Annotated in this window: 17 protein-coding genes and 1 pseudogene; 13 read left to right on the forward strand and 5 right to left on the reverse strand. The window is 68.1% G+C overall.

What is annotated here, in order from left to right; genetic code table 11:
• The first annotated feature begins 1 nt into the window (after position 1).
• The 8 genes and pseudogenes from aroA (at position 2) to QWY84_RS08750 (ending at position 6,950) form a co-directional block, all read left to right on the forward strand.
• Entirely contained in the window at positions 2–1,342 is a 1,341-nt protein-coding gene (aroA, locus tag QWY84_RS08715) for a 3-phosphoshikimate 1-carboxyvinyltransferase (protein WP_290202193.1), read from the forward strand.
• The gene (gene cmk, locus QWY84_RS08720; protein WP_290202194.1) at positions 1,335–2,018 is read left to right on the forward strand and encodes a (d)CMP kinase; all 684 of its coding nucleotides are present in this window, start codon (positions 1,335–1,337) and stop codon (positions 2,016–2,018) included. Before aroA ends, cmk begins: the two co-directional genes overlap by 8 nt.
• A gap of 125 nt (positions 2,019–2,143) precedes the next feature.
• A complete protein-coding gene (gene rpsA, locus QWY84_RS08725; protein WP_290202195.1) occupies positions 2,144–3,835 on the forward strand; it encodes a 30S ribosomal protein S1 in 1,692 nt (563 codons plus the stop codon).
• A 96-nt stretch (positions 3,836–3,931) separates the two neighbouring features.
• A pseudogene (locus tag QWY84_RS08730) lies at positions 3,932–4,249 on the forward strand (integration host factor subunit beta); the annotation flags it as partial.
• A 124-nt stretch (positions 4,250–4,373) separates the two neighbouring features.
• On the forward strand, positions 4,374–4,667 hold the full coding sequence (locus QWY84_RS08735; RefSeq protein ID WP_290202196.1) for a lipopolysaccharide assembly protein LapA domain-containing protein: 294 nt from the start codon (positions 4,374–4,376) through the stop codon (positions 4,665–4,667).
• A 1-nt stretch (position 4,668) separates the two neighbouring features.
• Entirely contained in the window at positions 4,669–5,838 is a 1,170-nt protein-coding gene (gene lapB / locus QWY84_RS08740) for a lipopolysaccharide assembly protein LapB (protein WP_290202197.1), read from the forward strand.
• Positions 5,839–5,840: 2 nt separating this feature from the next.
• Positions 5,841–6,545, forward strand: coding sequence for an orotidine-5'-phosphate decarboxylase (pyrF, locus tag QWY84_RS08745; protein WP_290202198.1), 705 nt, complete (start codon positions 5,841–5,843; stop codon positions 6,543–6,545).
• Positions 6,546–6,674: 129 nt separating this feature from the next.
• Positions 6,675–6,950: a ComEA family DNA-binding protein gene (locus QWY84_RS08750; RefSeq protein ID WP_290202199.1), complete on the forward strand. Its 276-nt coding sequence runs from the start codon at positions 6,675–6,677 to the stop codon at positions 6,948–6,950.
• Between the two features lie 65 nt (positions 6,951–7,015).
• On the opposite strand, the gene QWY84_RS08755 is transcribed toward QWY84_RS08750, so the two are convergent.
• The gene (locus tag QWY84_RS08755) at positions 7,016–7,612 is read right to left on the reverse strand and encodes a glutathione S-transferase family protein (RefSeq protein WP_290202200.1); all 597 of its coding nucleotides are present in this window, start codon (positions 7,610–7,612) and stop codon (positions 7,016–7,018) included.
• A gap of 214 nt (positions 7,613–7,826) precedes the next feature.
• On the opposite strand from QWY84_RS08755, the gene QWY84_RS08760 reads away from it, so the two are divergent.
• The 5 genes from QWY84_RS08760 (at position 7,827) to phoU (ending at position 13,110) form a co-directional block, all read left to right on the forward strand.
• Positions 7,827–8,843, forward strand: coding sequence for a substrate-binding domain-containing protein (locus tag QWY84_RS08760; protein WP_290202201.1), 1,017 nt, complete (start codon positions 7,827–7,829; stop codon positions 8,841–8,843).
• Between the two features lie 173 nt (positions 8,844–9,016).
• Positions 9,017–10,264, forward strand: a complete 1,248-nt coding sequence (gene pstC, locus QWY84_RS08765; RefSeq protein ID WP_290202202.1) for a phosphate ABC transporter permease subunit PstC — start codon at positions 9,017–9,019, stop codon at positions 10,262–10,264.
• Between the two features lie 10 nt (positions 10,265–10,274).
• Positions 10,275–11,447, forward strand: coding sequence for a phosphate ABC transporter permease PstA (gene pstA, locus QWY84_RS08770; protein WP_290202203.1), 1,173 nt, complete (start codon positions 10,275–10,277; stop codon positions 11,445–11,447).
• Between the two features lie 73 nt (positions 11,448–11,520).
• Positions 11,521–12,345 carry a phosphate ABC transporter ATP-binding protein PstB gene (gene pstB, locus QWY84_RS08775; RefSeq protein ID WP_290202204.1) on the forward strand — a complete coding sequence of 275 codons (825 nt, stop codon included), beginning with the start codon at positions 11,521–11,523 and terminating at the stop codon, positions 12,343–12,345.
• A gap of 42 nt (positions 12,346–12,387) precedes the next feature.
• On the forward strand, positions 12,388–13,110 hold the full coding sequence (gene phoU / locus QWY84_RS08780) for a phosphate signaling complex protein PhoU (RefSeq protein ID WP_290202205.1): 723 nt from the start codon (positions 12,388–12,390) through the stop codon (positions 13,108–13,110).
• A gap of 54 nt (positions 13,111–13,164) precedes the next feature.
• Here phoU and phoR read toward each other — a convergent pair whose 3' ends face one another.
• From phoR to QWY84_RS08800, 4 genes are all read right to left on the reverse strand, one after another.
• On the reverse strand, positions 13,165–14,514 hold the full coding sequence (gene phoR / locus QWY84_RS08785) for a phosphate regulon sensor histidine kinase PhoR (RefSeq protein WP_290202206.1): 1,350 nt from the start codon (positions 14,512–14,514) through the stop codon (positions 13,165–13,167).
• A 6-nt stretch (positions 14,515–14,520) separates the two neighbouring features.
• Entirely contained in the window at positions 14,521–15,213 is a 693-nt protein-coding gene (phoB, locus tag QWY84_RS08790; RefSeq protein ID WP_290202207.1) for a phosphate regulon transcriptional regulator PhoB, read from the reverse strand.
• A gap of 150 nt (positions 15,214–15,363) precedes the next feature.
• The gene (locus tag QWY84_RS08795; protein WP_290202208.1) at positions 15,364–16,515 is read right to left on the reverse strand and encodes a glycosyltransferase family 4 protein; all 1,152 of its coding nucleotides are present in this window, start codon (positions 16,513–16,515) and stop codon (positions 15,364–15,366) included.
• Positions 16,516–16,551: 36 nt separating this feature from the next.
• Positions 16,552–16,815: a hypothetical protein gene (locus QWY84_RS08800; RefSeq protein WP_290202209.1), complete on the reverse strand. Its 264-nt coding sequence runs from the start codon at positions 16,813–16,815 to the stop codon at positions 16,552–16,554.
• Between the last annotated feature and the right edge of the window lie 23 nt (positions 16,816–16,838).

Raw genomic sequence — 16,838 nt, forward strand, 5'->3', positions numbered from 1 at the left:
ATTGCCTGTCGATCCCGCGTACGTCGATTATCTGGTTCAGCCCGGCGGCAGCCTCTCGGGCCGGGTGCGCGTGCCCGGCGACAAGTCCATTTCCCATCGGGCGGTGATGCTCGGGGCCCTGGCCGAGGGCGAGACCCGGGTCAGCGGGTTTCTCGAGGGAGCGGACGCCCTGGCGACGCTGGCCGCCTTCCGCCGGCTGGGGGTTACCGTGGAGGGGCCCGATCACGGCCGGCTGCGCATCCGCGGTGTCGGCCTCCACGGGCTGACGGCCGCCGACGGGCCGCTGGACATGGGCAACTCCGGGACGTCCATGCGGCTGCTCACGGGCCTGCTGTGCGGCCAGGACTTCGACACCACGCTCACGGGGGACGACTCGCTGCGGCGTCGGCCCATGGCGCGGGTCACGGAGCCGCTGGCGGCCATGGGCGCGCACATCGAGACCGCGCCCGGGGGCACGGCGCCGCTGGCCATCCGCGGCGGGCAGCCGCTGCGGGGCATTCGCTACGAGATGCCGGTGGCCAGCGCGCAGGTGAAGTCCGCGCTGCTGCTGGCGGGGCTCTACGCCGACGGCGAGACCTGGGTGCACGAGCCCGCCCCCACCCGGGACCACACCGAGCGCATGCTGGCCGGGTTCGGCATGCCCGTGGAGCGTGCCGGGGCCTGGAGCGGCGTGCGCGGGGGCGGCACCCTGCAGGGGGGCGCCATCGACATCCCGGCGGATATCTCGTCGGCCGCGTTCCTGCTGGTCGGCGCCTGCATCGCCGAGGGCAGCGACCTGGTGCTGGAGCATGTGGGCCTCAATCCCACCCGCACGGGCGTCGTGGAGATCCTGGAGCTCATGGGCGCGGACATCGAGATCCGGCACCGCCGGGAGATCGGGGGCGAGCCCGTGGGCGATGTGCACGTGCGCGCCCGGCCGCTGCACGGCGTCACGATTCCGGAGCGCCTGGTCCCTCTGGCCATCGACGAGTTCCCGGCGGTGTTCGTCGCCGCGGCGTGCGCCCGGGGGCGGACCGTGCTCACCGGTGCCCGGGAGCTGCGGGTCAAGGAGAGCGACCGTATCGCCGTCATGGCCCAGGGGCTGCAGGCTCTCGGCATTCAGGCGGAGCCCCGGGAGGACGGCATGGTCATCGAGGGCGGCCGCCCGGCGGGGGGAACCATCGACAGTCACGGCGATCACCGCATCGCCATGGCATTCGCCATGGCCGGCCTGCAAAGCGACGGGCCGATTACCATCCGCGACTGCCGCAACGTGGATACATCGTTTCCGGGGTTCGCGGAGCTCGCGCGGAGCGCGGGGCTGGAGCTGCAAACCCGGACCGCTGAGGATGCGCATGAGTGACGACACGATTCCGGTGCTCGCCGTGGACGGGCCCGGCGGCTCCGGGAAGGGCACCATCTGCCGCGCGGTGACCGATGCCACGGGCTGGCACCTGCTGGATAGCGGCGCCATCTACCGCGCCCTGGCCGTGGCCGCCGCCCACCGGGCCATCGACGAATCCGACCCGGATGCGCTGGCGGAGGTCGGCCGGCACCTGGATGTGGTCTTCGCGCCGGCGGCAACCGACGACGTGCGCGTCTGGGTGGACGGGGACGACGTCACCCGGGAGCTGCGCAGCGAGACCACCGGTGAGCTGGCCTCCCGGGTGGCGGCGGTGCCGGCCGCCCGGGAGGCGCTGCTGGAGCGCCAGCGGGCCTTCCGCAAGGCGCCGGGCCTGGTGGCCGACGGCCGCGACATGGGCACGGTGGTGTTCCCGGATGCCCCGGTGAAGGTGTTCCTCACCGCCAGCCCCGAGGAACGGGCGCGCCGGCGCCATAAGCAGTTGAAGGAGCAGGGGGTTGATGTTAGTCTCGCCAGTCTTCTGGACGAGATCGCCGTACGCGACGAGCGCGACCGGAGCCGCGCCGTGGCGCCGCTGGTGCCGGCGGATGACGCGGTGGAGCTGGATACCACCGGCCTTTCCGTGGAGGAAGTGGTCGGGAGGGTACTCAAGTTGCTGCAAGAACGGCTATCATGAAGGGTTAGGATAGCGAAGCGCTATCTTCAGGGTGGTCAGCGGGCGCGGGCCTGCTGACTGTTTTTATTCATCAACGCAACAACAGACATCGATCCCGGGATTGATGCTCTAGGACTGACTGACCAATGAGCGAGAGCTTTGCCGAACTGTTTGAAGAGAGCCTGGCACAGACCGACATGCGCCCCGGCGCCATCGTCACTGGCAAGGTGGTGGCAATCCGCGGCGACCACGTGGTGGTCAACGCGGGGCTGAAATCCGAGGCCGTGATTCCCGCCAACGAGTTCTACGGGGAATCCGGCGAGATCGAGGTCGGTGTGGGGGATGACGTCGAGGTCGCTCTCGATGCCGTGGAGGACGGTTTCGGCGAGACCCGTCTTTCCCGGGAGAAGGCCAAGCGCGCCCATGCCTGGAAGCACCTGGAAAAGGCCTACGAGAACGGCGAGACGGTCACCGGCGTGATCAGCGGCAAGGTCAAGGGCGGTTTCACCGTCGATCTCAAGCACATCCGCGCGTTCCTGCCCGGTTCCCTGGTGGATATCCGCCCGGTGCGCGACACCACGTACCTGGAAGGCCGGGAGCTCGAGTTCAAGGTCATCAAGCTGGACGAGCGCCGCAACAACGTCGTCGTCTCGCGCCGGGCCGTGGTCGAGGAAGAGTACAGCGCCGAGCGCGAGGCGCTGCTGGAGCGCCTCCAGGAAGGCCAGCAGCTCAAGGGCATCGTCAAGAACCTCACCGACTACGGCGCGTTCGTGGACCTGGGCGGCATCGACGGCCTGCTGCACATCACCGACATGGCCTGGCGCCGCGTCAAGCATCCCTCCGAGGTGGTGGAAGTCGGCCAGGAGATCGAGGTCAAGGTCCTCAAGTTCGACCGCGAGCGCAACCGCGTCTCCCTCGGGCTCAAGCAGCTCGGCGAGGATCCGTGGGAGAACATCGCCCGGCGCTACCCCGAGAACACCCGTGTGGTGGGTCGTGTCACCAACATCACCGACTACGGCTGCTTCGTCGAGATCGAGGAAGGCGTGGAAGGCCTGGTGCACGTCTCCGAGATGGACTGGACCAACAAGAACGTCAACCCGGGCAAGCTGGTGGCCGTGGGCGACGAGGTCGAGGTCATGGTCCTGGACATCGACGGCGAGCGCCGCCGGATCTCCCTGGGCATGAAGCAGTGCCAGGCCAACCCCTGGGAGCTGTTCGCCGCGACCCACAACAAGGGCGACAAGGTCACCGGCCAGATCAAGTCCATCACCGACTTCGGCATCTTCGTCGGCCTGGAGGGCGGCATCGACGGGCTGGTGCACCTCTCCGACCTCTCCTGGGAGGAGAGCGGCGAGGAAGCCGTGCGCCACTTCAAGAAGGGCGACGAGGTCGAGGCGGTGGTCCTGTCGGTGGACGCCGACCGGGAGCGCATTTCCCTGGGCATCAAGCAGCTGGAGGACGATCCCTTCTCCGCCTGGATGGCGTCCCATCCGAAGGGATCCATCGTCACGGGGACGGTTCGCGAGGTCGACGCCAAGGGGGCCGTGGTCGACCTGGGCGAGGGTGTCGAGGGCGTGCTGCGCGCCTCGGATCTTGCGCGCGAGCGTGTCGATGATGCCCGGAGCCACCTGAAGGAAGGCGACCAGGTCGAGGCGAAGTTCGTCGGCGTGGATCGCAAGAACCGCTCGGTCAGCCTGTCCATCAAGGCCAAGGACGAGCACGAGGAGGCCAGGGCGGTGCAGGACTACAGCCGCGGCAGCGCGGCGGCCGGCACCACCACCCTGGGGGATCTGCTCAAGGAGCAGATGGACGGCAACAGCCAGGACGACGACGACTAGTCCGGGCTCGCTGCCGGGCGGCGGTGTCCCCGCCGCCCGGCGCTCTCCGCAAACGATCCATTCACCGGAGCACGGGTAGAGGCCCAGAAGGTTCGGCCCGTAACCCCACGGACTCGTCTGGAAAAAACAATGACGAAATCCGAACTCATCGAAGTCATTGCCACCAAGCAGCAGCATCTCGCGTATCGTGATGTGGAGGTGGCGGTGAAGACGCTGCTGGAGCACATGAGCGAGGCCCTGTCCACCGGGCAACGTATCGAGATCCGCGGATTCGGCAGCTTTTCGCTGCACCACCGGCCGCCCCGGATCGGGCGCAACCCCAAGACCGGTGATCCCGTTGCCCTGCCGGCAAAGTATGTGCCACATTTCAAGCCGGGGAAGGAGCTACGGTACCGCGTCAACGGCGAGGGTTAGTGTCCTGCAACCCGGGTTTGTTACAGGCCGCTAGCATCCCGCGATCACGGCGTCGCGCAGCCCGGTTCCGGCGGCATGCGGCGGGGGCGGGTGCGGACGGTTTTCTATCAGCGGGAAGGTGAACATGCGTCGACTACTCGGGGTTGCGGCACTTCTGGTCATTGCCCTGTTCGGGCTGAGCTTCGCCCTGCTGAATGCCACCCGGGTGGACGTCGACTACTACTTCGGGGTCGTGGCCGCGCCACTGTCCCTGGCGCTGCTGATCGCCCTGATCCTGGGCGCGATTCTCGGCGCCCTGTCCGCTCTCGGGGTGCTCGTGGGGAAACAAAGGGAACTCCGTCGCCTGCGGCGGCGCGTACGCGACTCCGAGAAGGAACTCAGCGAACTCCGCCGCCTGCCGCTGAAAGACAATCGCTGACATGGTCGAGCTGTTCTGGCTTCTGCTGCCGGTCGCCGCGCTGTCCGGGTGGCTGATCGGGCGCCGCGGCCGCGAGGGACCGGACCGCCGCACGGGGCAGGACGGGCTCCGGGGCGATTATTTCCAGGGCCTGAACTACCTGCTCAACGAGGAGCCCGACAAGGCCATCGAGGTCTTCATGCGCATGGTGGAGGTGGACTCCGACACCGTGGAGACCCACCTGGCGCTGGGCAACCTGTTCCGCCGCCGCGGCGAGGTGGACCGCGCCATCCGCATCCACCAGAATCTCATCGCCCGCCCGTCCCTGAATCGTGATCAGCGCACCCACGCACTGCTGGAGCTGGGCGAAGACTATCTCCGGGCCGGCCTGCTGGACCGCGCCGAGAACCTCTTCGAGGAGGTGGTGGAAAGCGGCGCCTACGTGCCGCAGGCGCTGCACCACCTGCTGGATATCTACCAGCAGGAGAAGGAGTGGGACAACGCCATCGCCGTGGCCTCGCGCCTGGAGGCGCATGCCGACCGCGCCATGGGGCCCATGATCGCCCAGTTCTACTGCGAGCAGGCCGATGCCGCGTGGCGCCAGGGCGAGCTCAACCGTGCCCGCAACCTGCTCAAGCGCGCCCTGACCGCGGACCCCCAGTGCGCCCGGGCGAGCATCCTCCAGGGGGATATCGAGCGCAGCGTGGGCAACTACAAGCAGGCCCTGAAATGCTACCAGCGGGTTCGCGAGCAGGACCGGGACTATCTGCCGGAGGTCCTGGTCGGGCTGCACGAGTGCTATACCCAGCTGGGCCGGGCGGACGGCTTCCGGGCCTTTCTCGAGAATCTCAAGCAGGACTACCGGGGCGCCTCGGTCATTCTCGCCCTGGCCGAACGCATCCGCCGCGACGAAGGTGAGGAGGCGGCGGCCCGGTACCTGGTGGAGGAGCTGCGGGCGCGGCCGTCGGTGCGCGGCCTCAACCGCCTCATCGAGCTCAACCTGGCCCGTTCCGGCCAGGCGGGGGAGGACGACCTGGAAGTCCTGCGCGAGCTGTTCCACTCGCTTCTCCGGGATCGGCCGGGCTATGCCTGCCGCAATTGCGGCTTCCAGGCCAGGACCATGCACTGGCACTGCCCCAGCTGCCGCTGCTGGGCGACGATCAAGCCGGTTCACGGCGTACAGGGGGAATAGCGATGGCGGGCGAAGCGCCGCGAGTGGTGGTTGCCCTGGACGTGGACTCCCGGGAGCGGGCGGAGGCGCTGGCGTCCCGGCTGGACCCGGCGCTGTGCCGCCTGAAGGTGGGCAAGGAGCTGTTCACGCGCACCGGTCCGGAGCTGGTGGAGCGCCTTCATGCCCGCGGGTACTCGGTCTTTCTGGATCTCAAGTTCCACGACATTCCCAATACCGTGGCCGGGGCGTGCCGCGCGGCGGCGGATCTGGGCGTCTGGATGGTCAACGTCCATGCCCTCGGCGGGGAGCGCATGCTCATCGCCGCCCGGGAGGCGCTGGACACGGCCGGCGGTGCACGGCCGCTGCTCACCGCGGTCACCATGCTCACCAGCCATGGTCCGGAGGATCTCGCCCGCCTCGGGCTCCGGGATTCGCCCGATGCCCTGGTTGCGCGGCTGGCGGCGCTGGCCCTGGGCGCGGGGCTCGACGGCCTGGTGTGTTCCGCCCGGGAAGCCGCGGACCTGCGGGCCGCGCACGGTCCGGATCCGGTGCTGGTCACCCCGGGCATCCGGCCGGCGGAGGCGGACGCGGACGACCAGCGGCGGGTCGTCACACCCGGCGAGGCGCTGGCGCAGGGATCGGACTACCTCGTCATCGGCCGGCCGGTGACGGCGGCGCCGGACCCCCGCCACGCCCTGGAGCGCATCAACGCCTCGATTGCCGACTGACCCGACGCTTCTGGCGGGTTCCCGGCTTGCGCGGTCGCCGCCCGGTGGCTAGCATGGTTTCCGTTCCGGGCGGCTTGCCGGAACCGCGGACATCGACGTCCGTGCCACAGCGACCAAAAGGAGTTGACCATGTGGAAGCTGATTCGTCCTGTCTCCGTTACGCTGTCTGTGTTCGCGCTCACCGCGGGGGTTGCCCTGGCGGAGACCGTGGACATCAACCGGGCCGACGCCGATACGCTGGCGCAGGAGCTCGACGGCGTGGGGGATACCCGTGCCGCGGCCATCGTGGACTACCGCGAGGCCAACGGCGGCTTCTCCAGCGTGGATGCGATCACGGAGGTGAACGGCATCGGGCCGGCGACGCTGGAGGACAATCGCGAGCGCATGCGCGTCGGAAGCGATTAGTCCCGCCGGGCACCGCCGTGCCGACACGATGAATCCGTGCGCCCGCCATCGGCGGGCGCTTTGCGTTAGGCGTCGACGGGCGCAGTGTCCTTCACCGAGGGTCGCGTGCGCAGGGCGTCGTGCCATGCGCCGAGCTGCGGGCGATCCTCCGCCCAGGCGAGCTCCGGGAAGCGGAAATCCAGGTAGTCCAGGGCCACCACCGCTGCAATGGCGCCGAGCTCGGGCATCGCCCCCGGCAGCCGCGCTTCCATCCGGTCCAGCGCCTGGCGGATGGCACGGTCCCGGCGCTGGCCCAGCGGGGAGTCATCGAACGCCTCGCCGGCGGCCTTGCGGCCGAGCAGCTTGTGTACGGCGGCGTCGATGATCCCGACGGCGATGCCGGCCTCGCCCAGAACCCGGCTGTCCGCGCCCTTGGGTAGCAGGGCGCGGTCGGGGTGGCGGCGCTCGAGGTACTGGGTGATCAGCGTCGCCTCGGTCAGCGTCGTGCCGTCGTCGGTGACCAGGGTCGGCACCCGGGTCAAGGGATTGACCTGCATGAGGCCCGGGTCGTCGTCCCACGGATTCACCACGTGGTGTTCCACCTGTGCCCCCAGCCCCTTCTCGTGGATCGCCATGCGCACGATGCGGGCATAGGGGGAGGTGAGGCTGTAGTAGATCTGCATGGCTGGGGCTCCTCTCGGAACAGGTGTGCCGCGTACCCGGTCGATCCGCGGCGCAACTGCACCATTCCGTACCGGGTTTTGATTTGTTTCACGAGTTTGTCATATTTCTCCCCTAGTCTGCTCCTCGAAACGCGCCGGGAGTGAACCTGAAGCGGACTCCGGCGGGTGACGTTTCACCACAGCAACGAGGCAACTCGACCTGAGGAGTGGTTCCATGCAGAACTGGAAGAAGTCCGCAATTGCACTGGCCGCGATCGTCGGTGCGAGCTCCGTCGCCGTAGCCCAGGAGCGCGAGCAGATTCGCATCGTGGGTTCGAGCACGGTGTATCCGTTCGCCAGCTACGTCGTCGAGGAGTTCGGCGCCACCACCGACTACCCGACACCGACCATCGAGTCCACCGGTTCCGGCGGCGGCATCCGCCTGTTCTGCGAGGGCGTCGGCGCCAGCCATCCGGATATCACCAACGCCTCCCGGCGCATGAAGCCCAGCGAGTTCGACCGCTGCCAGGACAACGGCGTCGAGGAGATCACCGAGGCGATGATCGGCTCGGACGGCATCGTCTTCGCCCAGGCCACGGAGAACGAGGAGCTGGCGCTGACCCGCGAGCAGATCCTGCTGGCGGTGGCGGCGCGGGTGCCCCAGGACGGGGAGCTGGTGGACAACCCCTATGACAACTGGAACGAGATCGATTCCAGCCTGCCGGACCGTGAGATCGAGATCCTGGGGCCGCCGACGACCTCCGGCACACGTGACGCGTTCGAGGAGCTGGTCATGGCAGCGGCGAGCGAGGATGCCGGCTACTCCGAGGAGTACACCGAGGTGCGCTCCGACGGCGCCTACGTGGACTCCGGCGAGAACGACAACCTGATCGTCCAGCGCATCCAGGAGAACACCGCAGCCATCGGCATCTTCGGCTACAGCTTCCTGGAAGAGAACCGCGATGTCATCGAGCCGGCGTCCGTCGACGGCGTGATGCCCACCACGGAGGCCATCTCCGCGGAAGAGTACCCGGTGGCGCGCAGCCTGTGGTTCTACATCAAGAAGGCGCACGAGGGCTCCGTCGCCCCCGGCATCGACGAGTACGTCAGCCTGTTCATGGACGACCTCATGATCGGCCCCGACGGTCTCCTGGTCGAGCAGGGCCTGATTCCCCTTGCAGATCAGGCGCGTTCGCGGTGGCAGGAGCGGGTTGCCGATCGGGTGAACCTGCAGCGTAGCGACCTTGAGTGATCGTCTGTAACATACCGCCCCGCGCCGGGTAGGGGCGGTGGATTCAGCGGCCCGGCCGGCGACTCGCCGTCCGGGCTGCTCCATTGTTGTGGCTCCGGCCTTGCGCCGGAAGCGCACATGCAAGACGGCAAGGGGGAGTACGAGTTCATGGGGCTGGATGAGGGGAGCTCCTCGTGAGTGTCGCAGAAACCATCCTGTTGCTGCTGGCCGGGTTGATTCCGCTGGGGTATGCGGCCTTCTACCTCGGGCGCCGCAAGGCGCTGGCGACGGTGGCCGACGGCGTGCGCATGCACTCCAGGCCGCAGCAGTACGGCTGGTATTCCTTCGTCTGGATGGCGCTGCCGGGCATCGGTATCGCGGTTGCGGCGTCGCTGCTCAACCTTCTGGGTTTCGTCACGCCGCCGCGGGAGCTGGTGCTCCTCATGGCCCTGATTACCGGCGCGGCCGGCCTGGGAGTGGGCCTGAGGTCCATCCGTCCGGCACTACGGGCCCGCAACGTGCTGGATAACCTGATCCGCTGGCTGCTGCTGGGCGCGGCCATGATCTCCATCATGACAACGGTTGCCATCGTACTGTCCGTGCTGTTCGAGGCCATGCGGTTCTTCCGCGAGGTCAGCGTCTGGGAGTTCATTACCGGGACCGTGTGGAGCCCGGGCGACTCGTTCCTGGAGGCGGCCGGGCGCGGCGACGAGGTCGGCGAGCGGGGGGCCGCGTTCGGCTCGGTGCCGCTGTTCGCCGGCACGTTCATGGTGACCGGCATCGCCATGGCGGTGTCCCTGCCCATCGGCCTGCTGTCCGCCATCTTCATGTCCGAGTACGCCACCCCGCGGATCCGCGGCATGGCGAAGCCGCTGCTGGAAATCCTGGCCGGCATCCCGACCGTCGTCTACGGCTTCTTCGCCGCCATCACGGTGACGCCGGTGGTGGTCGACATCGCCGGTCTGTTCGGCCTGGATGCCTCGTACAGCAACATCCTGTCGCCGGGCATCGTCATGGGGATCATGATCATCCCCTTCATCTCGTCGCTGTCCGACGATGTCATCAACAGCATTCCCCAGAGCCTGCGGGAAGGCGCATACGCCCTGGGAACGACGCGCTCGGAGACCATCCGGAGGGTGGTGGTACCGGCGGCGCTGCCCGGCGTGATCTCGGCCTTTCTCCTGGGCGTGTCCCGGGCGCTGGGCGAGACCATGATCGTGGTCATGGCCGCCGGCGTGCGCCCGAACCTGACCTGGAACCCGCTGGAGGACATGACCACGGTGACGGTCAACATCGTCTACTCGCTGACCGGGGACCAGTCCTTCGACAGCCCGCAGACTCTGTCCGCATTCGCCCTGGGGCTGGTGCTGTTCATCGTGACCCTGACCCTGAACATCATCTCCACGGTGCTGGTGCGGCGGTTCAAGCAGAAGTATGACTGAGCAGACTTCCATGAAGACACGACGGCTGACCGGATCCATCGATGACCCCCGCATGCAGCGGCGCTACCGGGCGGAGCGGCGGTTCCGGCTCTATTGCATGTCGGCGATCGTGCTGGCGCTGGCCATCATCGTGACCTTCTTCAGCAACATCATCAGCCAGGGCTATACCGCGTTCTGGCATCACCAGGTCCAGGTGACCCTGGACTACAACGAGCGCGCGGCGCGCCTCGGGCAGTTCGCCCTGGACGGGGACATACGGGAGGTGGCCACCCGGGGCGCAACCCGGACGATTCCCCGGGAGATGGAGCGCAACCCGGATCTGGCGGGGACTACCGAGCAGCGGTGGGTGCCCGTGAAGGGGGAGATCGACCAGTACCTCAAGCACGGCCGCTCCATCGCGGACCCACTGCAGGAGCAGGTGGACGCGCTGGCGGAGGCCGGCCGGATCCAGAGCAGCTTCAACTGGCGCTTCTTTACCTCCGGCGACTCCAAGCTCCCGGAACTGGCGGGGATCATGTCGGCCGCCGTCGGCACGCTGTACGTCCTCTCCATCACGTTGCTGTTTGCCTTCCCGGTGGGCGTGATGTCGGCGGTGTACCTGGAGGAGTTCGCGCCGGACAACCGCTTCACCCAGGCCATCGAGGTCAATATCAACAACCTGGCGGCGGTGCCGTCGATCCTGTTCGGGCTCCTGGGGCTGGCGGTGTTCATCAATTTCTTCGGCGTGCCGCGGTCGTCGGCGTTGGCCGGGGGGCTGACGCTGGGGCTGATGACGCTGCCGATCATCATCATCAGCACGCGGGCGGCCCTGCGGGCGGTGCCCGACCCCATCCGCCTGGGGGCCTTCGCCATGGGGTGCTCGCGCTGGCAGGTGGTCCGCGATCACGTGTTGCCGGTGTCGCTGCCGGGCATTCTCACCGGAACCATCATCGGTATCGCCCAGGCCATGGGCGAGACCGCGCCGCTGATCATCGTGGGCATGATTGCCTACATCCCCGACGCGCCCACGAGCATCTTCCAGGCTGCAACGGTCCTGCCGGCGCAGATCTTCACCTGGGCGGGCGAGCCGGAGCATGCCTACGTCGAGAAGACCGCCGCCGGCATTATCGTTCTCCTGGCCGTGCTTCTGAGCCTGAACGCGGCGGCCGTTCTCCTGCGCCGCAAGTTTGAACGTCGCTGGTAGCGACACTCGAGGGGTTGCCATGTACTCTGACAACGTTGCCGAACGAACCGCCACCACGGGACGGCCCGCTGATATGACGCCGCCGAACGAGCACGAGCCTCCGCGGCAGGAGGACGCCGGCACCCCGGAGGCTGCCGAGAAAGAGGTGAAGGTGCGCGCCGACAGCGTGCGGCTGTGGTACGGCGAGACCCAGGCGCTGCACAGCGTCAGCCTGGACGTCTACGCCCGCGAGGTGACGGCGCTCATCGGGCCGTCCGGCTGCGGCAAGACCTCGTTCCTGCGCTGCATCAACCGCATGAACGACCTCATTCCCAGCGTGCGCATCGAGGGCAGCATCACCCTGGACGGCGAGGACATCTACGATCCCAGCGTCGACGTAGTCCAGCTGCGCAGCCACGTGGGCATGGTGTTTCAGAAGCCGAACCCGTTCCCCAAGAGCATCTACGAGAACATTGCCTACGCGCCCCGGCTGCATGGCATCGTGAACTCGCGCACCGAGCTGGACGAGCTGGTGGAGAACTCGCTGCGACGCGCGGGCTTGTGGAAGGAGGTGTCCGATCGCCTGCATACCCCGGGCACGGAACTCTCCGGCGGCCAGCAGCAGCGCCTGTGCATTGCCCGGGCCATTGCGGTCAACCCGGAAGTGATCCTCATGGACGAGCCGGCGTCGGCCCTGGATCCGCTGGCGACGGTGACCATCGAGGAACTTATCGATGAGCTCAAGGATCGATATACCATCGTGATCGTTACCCACAACCTGCAGCAGGCCGCGCGCGTTGCCGGGTACACGGCGTTCTTCCACATGGGGGAGATCGTCGAGTTCAGCGACACTGATACTCTGTTCACGAATCCGCGGGAACAGAAGACCGAAGACTACATTACCGGCCGGTTCGGGTGAGGCTTCGCCGTCCCGGGCCGCCAACGATGGATCGATACCGCTATGGACAAGAAGAGCATCACGCAGCACGTCTCGCAGCAGTACAACGAGGAGCTCGAGACCATTCTCACCAAGGTCATGAACATGGGCGGCCTGGTGGAGCGGCAGCTCTCGGATGCCCTGGTGGCCCTGGTGGAAGGCGATACCCAGCGTGGCGAGAGCGTTGTCACCTCGGATTACCTGGTCAATGCCGCCGAGGTGGAGGTGGACGAGGAATGCACCCACGTCATCGCCCGCCGCCAGCCGGCGGCCATCGATCTACGGCTGGTGCTGGCGGTGATCAAGACCATTACCGACCTGGAACGCATCGGTGACGAGGCCGAGCGGATCGGCCGCATGGCCCTGCACCTGCTGGACCAGGATCGCCAGTACGGACCCATGGACGAGATCCAGGCTCTGGGCGAGCACATCAAGGGCATGCTCCACGGAGCGCTGGACGCCTTCGCGCGCATGGACGCCGAGCAGGCCGTTCGGGTCGCCCAGGAGGACATCAAGGCGGATGCGCAGTACGATGCCATCTTCCGCCAGCTGGTGAGCTACATGCAGGAGCATCCCCAGGCCGTGCCGTCGGTCCTGGATATCTTGTGGTCCGCCCGCTCCCTGGAGCGCATCGGTGACCGGTCCCGGAACATCTGCGAATACATAGTCTACTTTGTGCGGGGCAAGGATGTCCGTCACACCAGCTTTGAGCGGATGGCCCAGGAGGCCACGGGCGATCGGCGGTAACGCGTCCGCCGGCGCGGCGATGGCAGCGCCTGTTGACGGGAGGCCCGGCGGGCCTTAACGGGCTTCGGCCCGGGTGACCGGCGTGGCGGCTTCGTCCTGCTCGTTGCCGGCCATGTCGACCAGGCGCGCCGCGGGGAAGCGACAACGGAAGCGGCTGCCCCTGCCGGGCTGGCTCTCGATCTCCAGGGTGGCATCGTGGCGCTGCAGGGCGTGACGCACGATGGCCAGCCCCAGGCCGGTACCGCCCCGCGACCGTGAACGGCTGGTGTCCACCCGGTAGAAGCGTTCCGTGAGCCGGGGAATGTGCTCCGGCGGAATGCCGATGCCGGTGTCGACCACCTCGAAGCAGCCGTCCTCGCCGTCCCGGAACCAGTAAATGGAGACCTCGCCGCCCTCGGAGGTGTACTTCACCGCGTTCTGGACCAGATTGCTGAACGCGCTCTGCAGCTCCGAGGCGGCGCCGTTGATGCCCACGGCCGGGTCGGTCTCGCAGTGCACCTGCACCTGCCCGTCGGCGATCATGCGATTGTCCCGGCACAGCTCCCGGGCCAGGGCGGCGATGTCCACCGGAGCGTCCCTGGCCGGGTCCGGCTGGGCATCGAGGCGGGAGAGCAGCAGCAGGTCCTCCAGGATGCGCCGCATGCGCTCCGCCTGCCGGTGCATCTCCTGGACCGGGCGGCGCCACTCCTCGGCGGCGGCGCCGTCATCCTGGCGCAACGTATCCAGGTAGCCGGTGATCACCGTCAGCGGCGTACGCAGCTCGTGGGAGGCGTTGGCGACGAAGTCGCGGCGGATTTTCTCCAGCCGGTGCAGCTGGGTGACGTCGCGGGCGATCAGCAGGCGCTGGTCCTGGCCGTAGGGGATGATCTGCAGCGACAGCCGCACGTCGCTCGCCACCGGACTGTCCACCTCGATGGGCTCGTCGTACATGCCGTTGTTGAAGTAGGCCACGAACTCCGGGTGACGGACCAGGTTGAGGATGTGCTGGCCGATGTCCACCGGCGTGCGGAAGCGCAGGAGGCGTTCGGCGGCGGAGTTGAACCAGACGATGCGATTGTTGGCGTCCAGGACCACGGTGCTGTCCGGCATGGCGGCCGTGGACTGGCGGAACTCCCGGACGATGGTCCGCAGCCGGCTCTTGCGCTTCTTGTTCCGGCGCTGCATGCGGTAGAACTGGTCGAAAATGGCGCCCCACAGGCCGGAGCTCTCGGGTGGGTGCGCGCTGCGGGAGGCGCTCACCCACTGGTATAGCCGGTGCTGCTGGTACAGGTGCCAGGCGAGATACAACGACACGGCCGCCAGCAGGCTCAGGGTGAAGGCGTCGAGGACCAGGCCGACGATGGCCGCCAGGAGCAGGATCCCGGCCAGCCGCAGGATCTCTTCCGTCCAGGGCGACCGGTTCACGGTGACTCACTCCCGGAGGGAAAACCGGTAGCCGGCCCCCCGCACGGTCTGCACGAAACGTTCCGCCCCGGTCCCGTCCAGGGCCTTGCGCAGTCGCCGGATGTGTACGTCAACGGTGCGCTCCTCCACGTAGACGTTGGGTCCCCAGACCCGGTCAAGCAACTGTTCGCGAGTGTAGACGCGATCGGGGTGGGCGACAAAGAATTTCAGCAGCCGGAACTCCGTGGCCCCCAGATGAACGGCCCGCTGATCCACGAGCACCCGGTGTGCCGCGATCTCGATGCGCAACGGGCCCACTTCCAGGATGTCGTCGCCTTCCTCGCCGCCGGCCCGCCGCAGGACGGCGTTAATGCGTGCGGCGAGCTCCCGCGGCCCGAACGGCTTGGTGACATAGTCGTCCGCCCCGGCGTCCAGGCCGCGGACCTTGTCCTCCTCCTCCGTGCGTGCGGTGAGCATGACGATGGGGATTTCCTGGGCAAGGTTCTCGCGCCGCAGCGCCCGGGCCAGGTCCAGCCCACTGGTGTCGGGCAGCATCCAGTCCAGCAGGACCAGGTCGGGCTGGTGGTCGGTGATGGCCACCCGGGCCTCGGCGGCATCGGCGGCTTCCACCACGCGGTAGCCCGAGCGCTCCAGGCTGAACTCGACCATCTCGCGGATGGGCTGCTCGTCGTCGACGATCAGAATCGTTTTCTCGGTCATTCCACCCTCGGCTACGCCAGTTACGGGACTCTAGTGTCCCGTCCCGAAAGTTCGTGCGATTGATGAGGCCCCAGCGTCGCCAGCGCCGAGTAACTGGACGCATTAGAGCAGTGTAATATGACAGTTGTGTGAAAGCGTCGGGAAGACCCGTCAGGCGGCCGGTGATGCCGGCACCGGGCCGGCGATGCCCGCATGACAGGCGAGAATGCCCTCGAACCGGTCGGCCACCGTTGTCCAGTCCTGCCGGGTGACGCTGGCGCGGGCATGGATGCCGAGCCGCCGGCGCAGCCGCCCCTCCCTCGCCAGCAGCGTCGCCGCGGCCCGGAACCGGGCGGCGTCGCCGAAGGGCACCAGCAGGCCGTTGTCGAACGAGCGCATGTGCTCCGCCGCAGCGCCGCTGTCGAACGCCACCACCGGCAGGCCGCTGGCCATGGCCTCGAGGACCACGTTGCCGAACGTGTCGGTGAGGCTCGGGAACAGGAACAGATCCGCCGAGGCGTAGTGGGCGGCCAGGTCCGGGCCGGATAGCGAGCCGGTGAACACGATGTCCGGGTGCTCGGCGGCCAGGGACGCCCGCAGCGGGCCGTCGCCGACCATGATGCAACGCGCTTGGGGGACGGCCTGCTCGATGGCGCGAAAGCTGCGGATGGCCAGCTCCACGTTCTTCTCCGCCGCCAGCCGGCCCACGTACAGGATCACCGGGCTGCCCGGGAACACGCCCCATTGCTGCCGCAGCGACGGATTGCGCCGCTGCGGTCGGAACCGTCCGGTATCGACGCCCCGGGGCAGCACGGCGACATCGCCGAAGCCCCGCTCGCCCAGGGTCGCGGCGAGGCGGGCCGTGGGCGCCAGAGTGACCCGGGTTCGCTGATGGAAGCGCCGCAGGTACGCCTCGATCAGGGGTGCCGCCAGCCCCATCCCGTAGTAGCGGCCGTAGGCGGAGAAGTGGGTGTGGTAACCGGACACCACGGCGATGCCCAGGCGCCGGGCGGCGCGCACGGCCGCCCATCCCAGCGGCCCCTGCGTGGCCACGTAGACGACGTCTGGGGTGCGCTCCCGCCAGTGCGCGACCAGGCGCCGGACCGTGGGCAGGCCGAACCGCACGCTCGGATAGCCGGGTACCGGCAGGCCCGGCAGCGCCAGCACGGAACTCGCGCCGGTGCCGGGCACATCCGGCCGCGCCGGGATCACCAGGTCGATGTCGTGCCCGCGGTGGCGCAAGTGGTCCACCAGCGTACCCAGCGTCATGGCGACGCCGTTGGGCTCGGGGCGGTAGGTCTCCGTTACCAGGCCGATGTGCATGAATGATACCTTGCGCAATCGAAAGTCGGGGCCGGACTAGCGGAACGCCCCCCGGCCCGCGAGGCAGAGCAGCCCGGGGCGCGTTTCCACCACCACGAAGTCGCCGGAGCGGCCGTCCTCCAGGCGAACCGTCGCCGCGCTCCTGCGGCGGAGCCGCTCCGGGATGCGGACACAAGGGACGAATACCTGCAGGGCGCCCCGGGAACGGGCCGCCGTCCGGTGGATTACGATCTGGTCGCTGCGCAGCAGGACCCTGCCGGCCTGCACGATATTGCCTTCTCCGGTCTCCCACTCCGCCACGGTGCCACCTCCGTCATTCGACC

Source organism: Aquisalimonas lutea, from assembly GCF_030409225.1.
In the GTDB taxonomy this organism is placed as follows: Bacteria; Pseudomonadota; Gammaproteobacteria; order Nitrococcales; family Aquisalimonadaceae; genus Aquisalimonas; species Aquisalimonas lutea.

Bases quoted from the DNA above. Each gene is read 5' to 3' on its own strand.
- cmk (WP_290202194.1), top strand. From the start codon at position 1,335: ATGAGTGACGACACGATTCCGGTGCTCGCCGTGGACGGGCCCGGCGGC.
- rpsA (WP_290202195.1), top strand. From the start codon at position 2,144: ATGAGCGAGAGCTTTGCCGAACTGTTTGAAGAGAGCCTGGCACAGACC.
- QWY84_RS08735 (WP_290202196.1), top strand. From the start codon at position 4,374: ATGCGTCGACTACTCGGGGTTGCGGCACTTCTGGTCATTGCCCTGTTC.
- lapB (WP_290202197.1), top strand. From the start codon at position 4,669: ATGGTCGAGCTGTTCTGGCTTCTGCTGCCGGTCGCCGCGCTGTCCGGG.
- pyrF (WP_290202198.1), top strand. From the start codon at position 5,841: ATGGCGGGCGAAGCGCCGCGAGTGGTGGTTGCCCTGGACGTGGACTCC.
- QWY84_RS08750 (WP_290202199.1), top strand. From the start codon at position 6,675: ATGTGGAAGCTGATTCGTCCTGTCTCCGTTACGCTGTCTGTGTTCGCG.
- QWY84_RS08755 (WP_290202200.1), bottom strand. From the start codon at position 7,612: ATGCAGATCTACTACAGCCTCACCTCCCCCTATGCCCGCATCGTGCGC.
- QWY84_RS08760 (WP_290202201.1), top strand. From the start codon at position 7,827: ATGCAGAACTGGAAGAAGTCCGCAATTGCACTGGCCGCGATCGTCGGT.
- pstA (WP_290202203.1), top strand. From the start codon at position 10,275: ATGAAGACACGACGGCTGACCGGATCCATCGATGACCCCCGCATGCAG.
- pstB (WP_290202204.1), top strand. From the start codon at position 11,521: ATGACGCCGCCGAACGAGCACGAGCCTCCGCGGCAGGAGGACGCCGGC.
- phoU (WP_290202205.1), top strand. From the start codon at position 12,388: ATGGACAAGAAGAGCATCACGCAGCACGTCTCGCAGCAGTACAACGAG.
- phoB (WP_290202207.1), bottom strand. From the start codon at position 15,213: ATGACCGAGAAAACGATTCTGATCGTCGACGACGAGCAGCCCATCCGC.
- QWY84_RS08795 (WP_290202208.1), bottom strand. From the start codon at position 16,515: ATGCACATCGGCCTGGTAACGGAGACCTACCGCCCCGAGCCCAACGGC.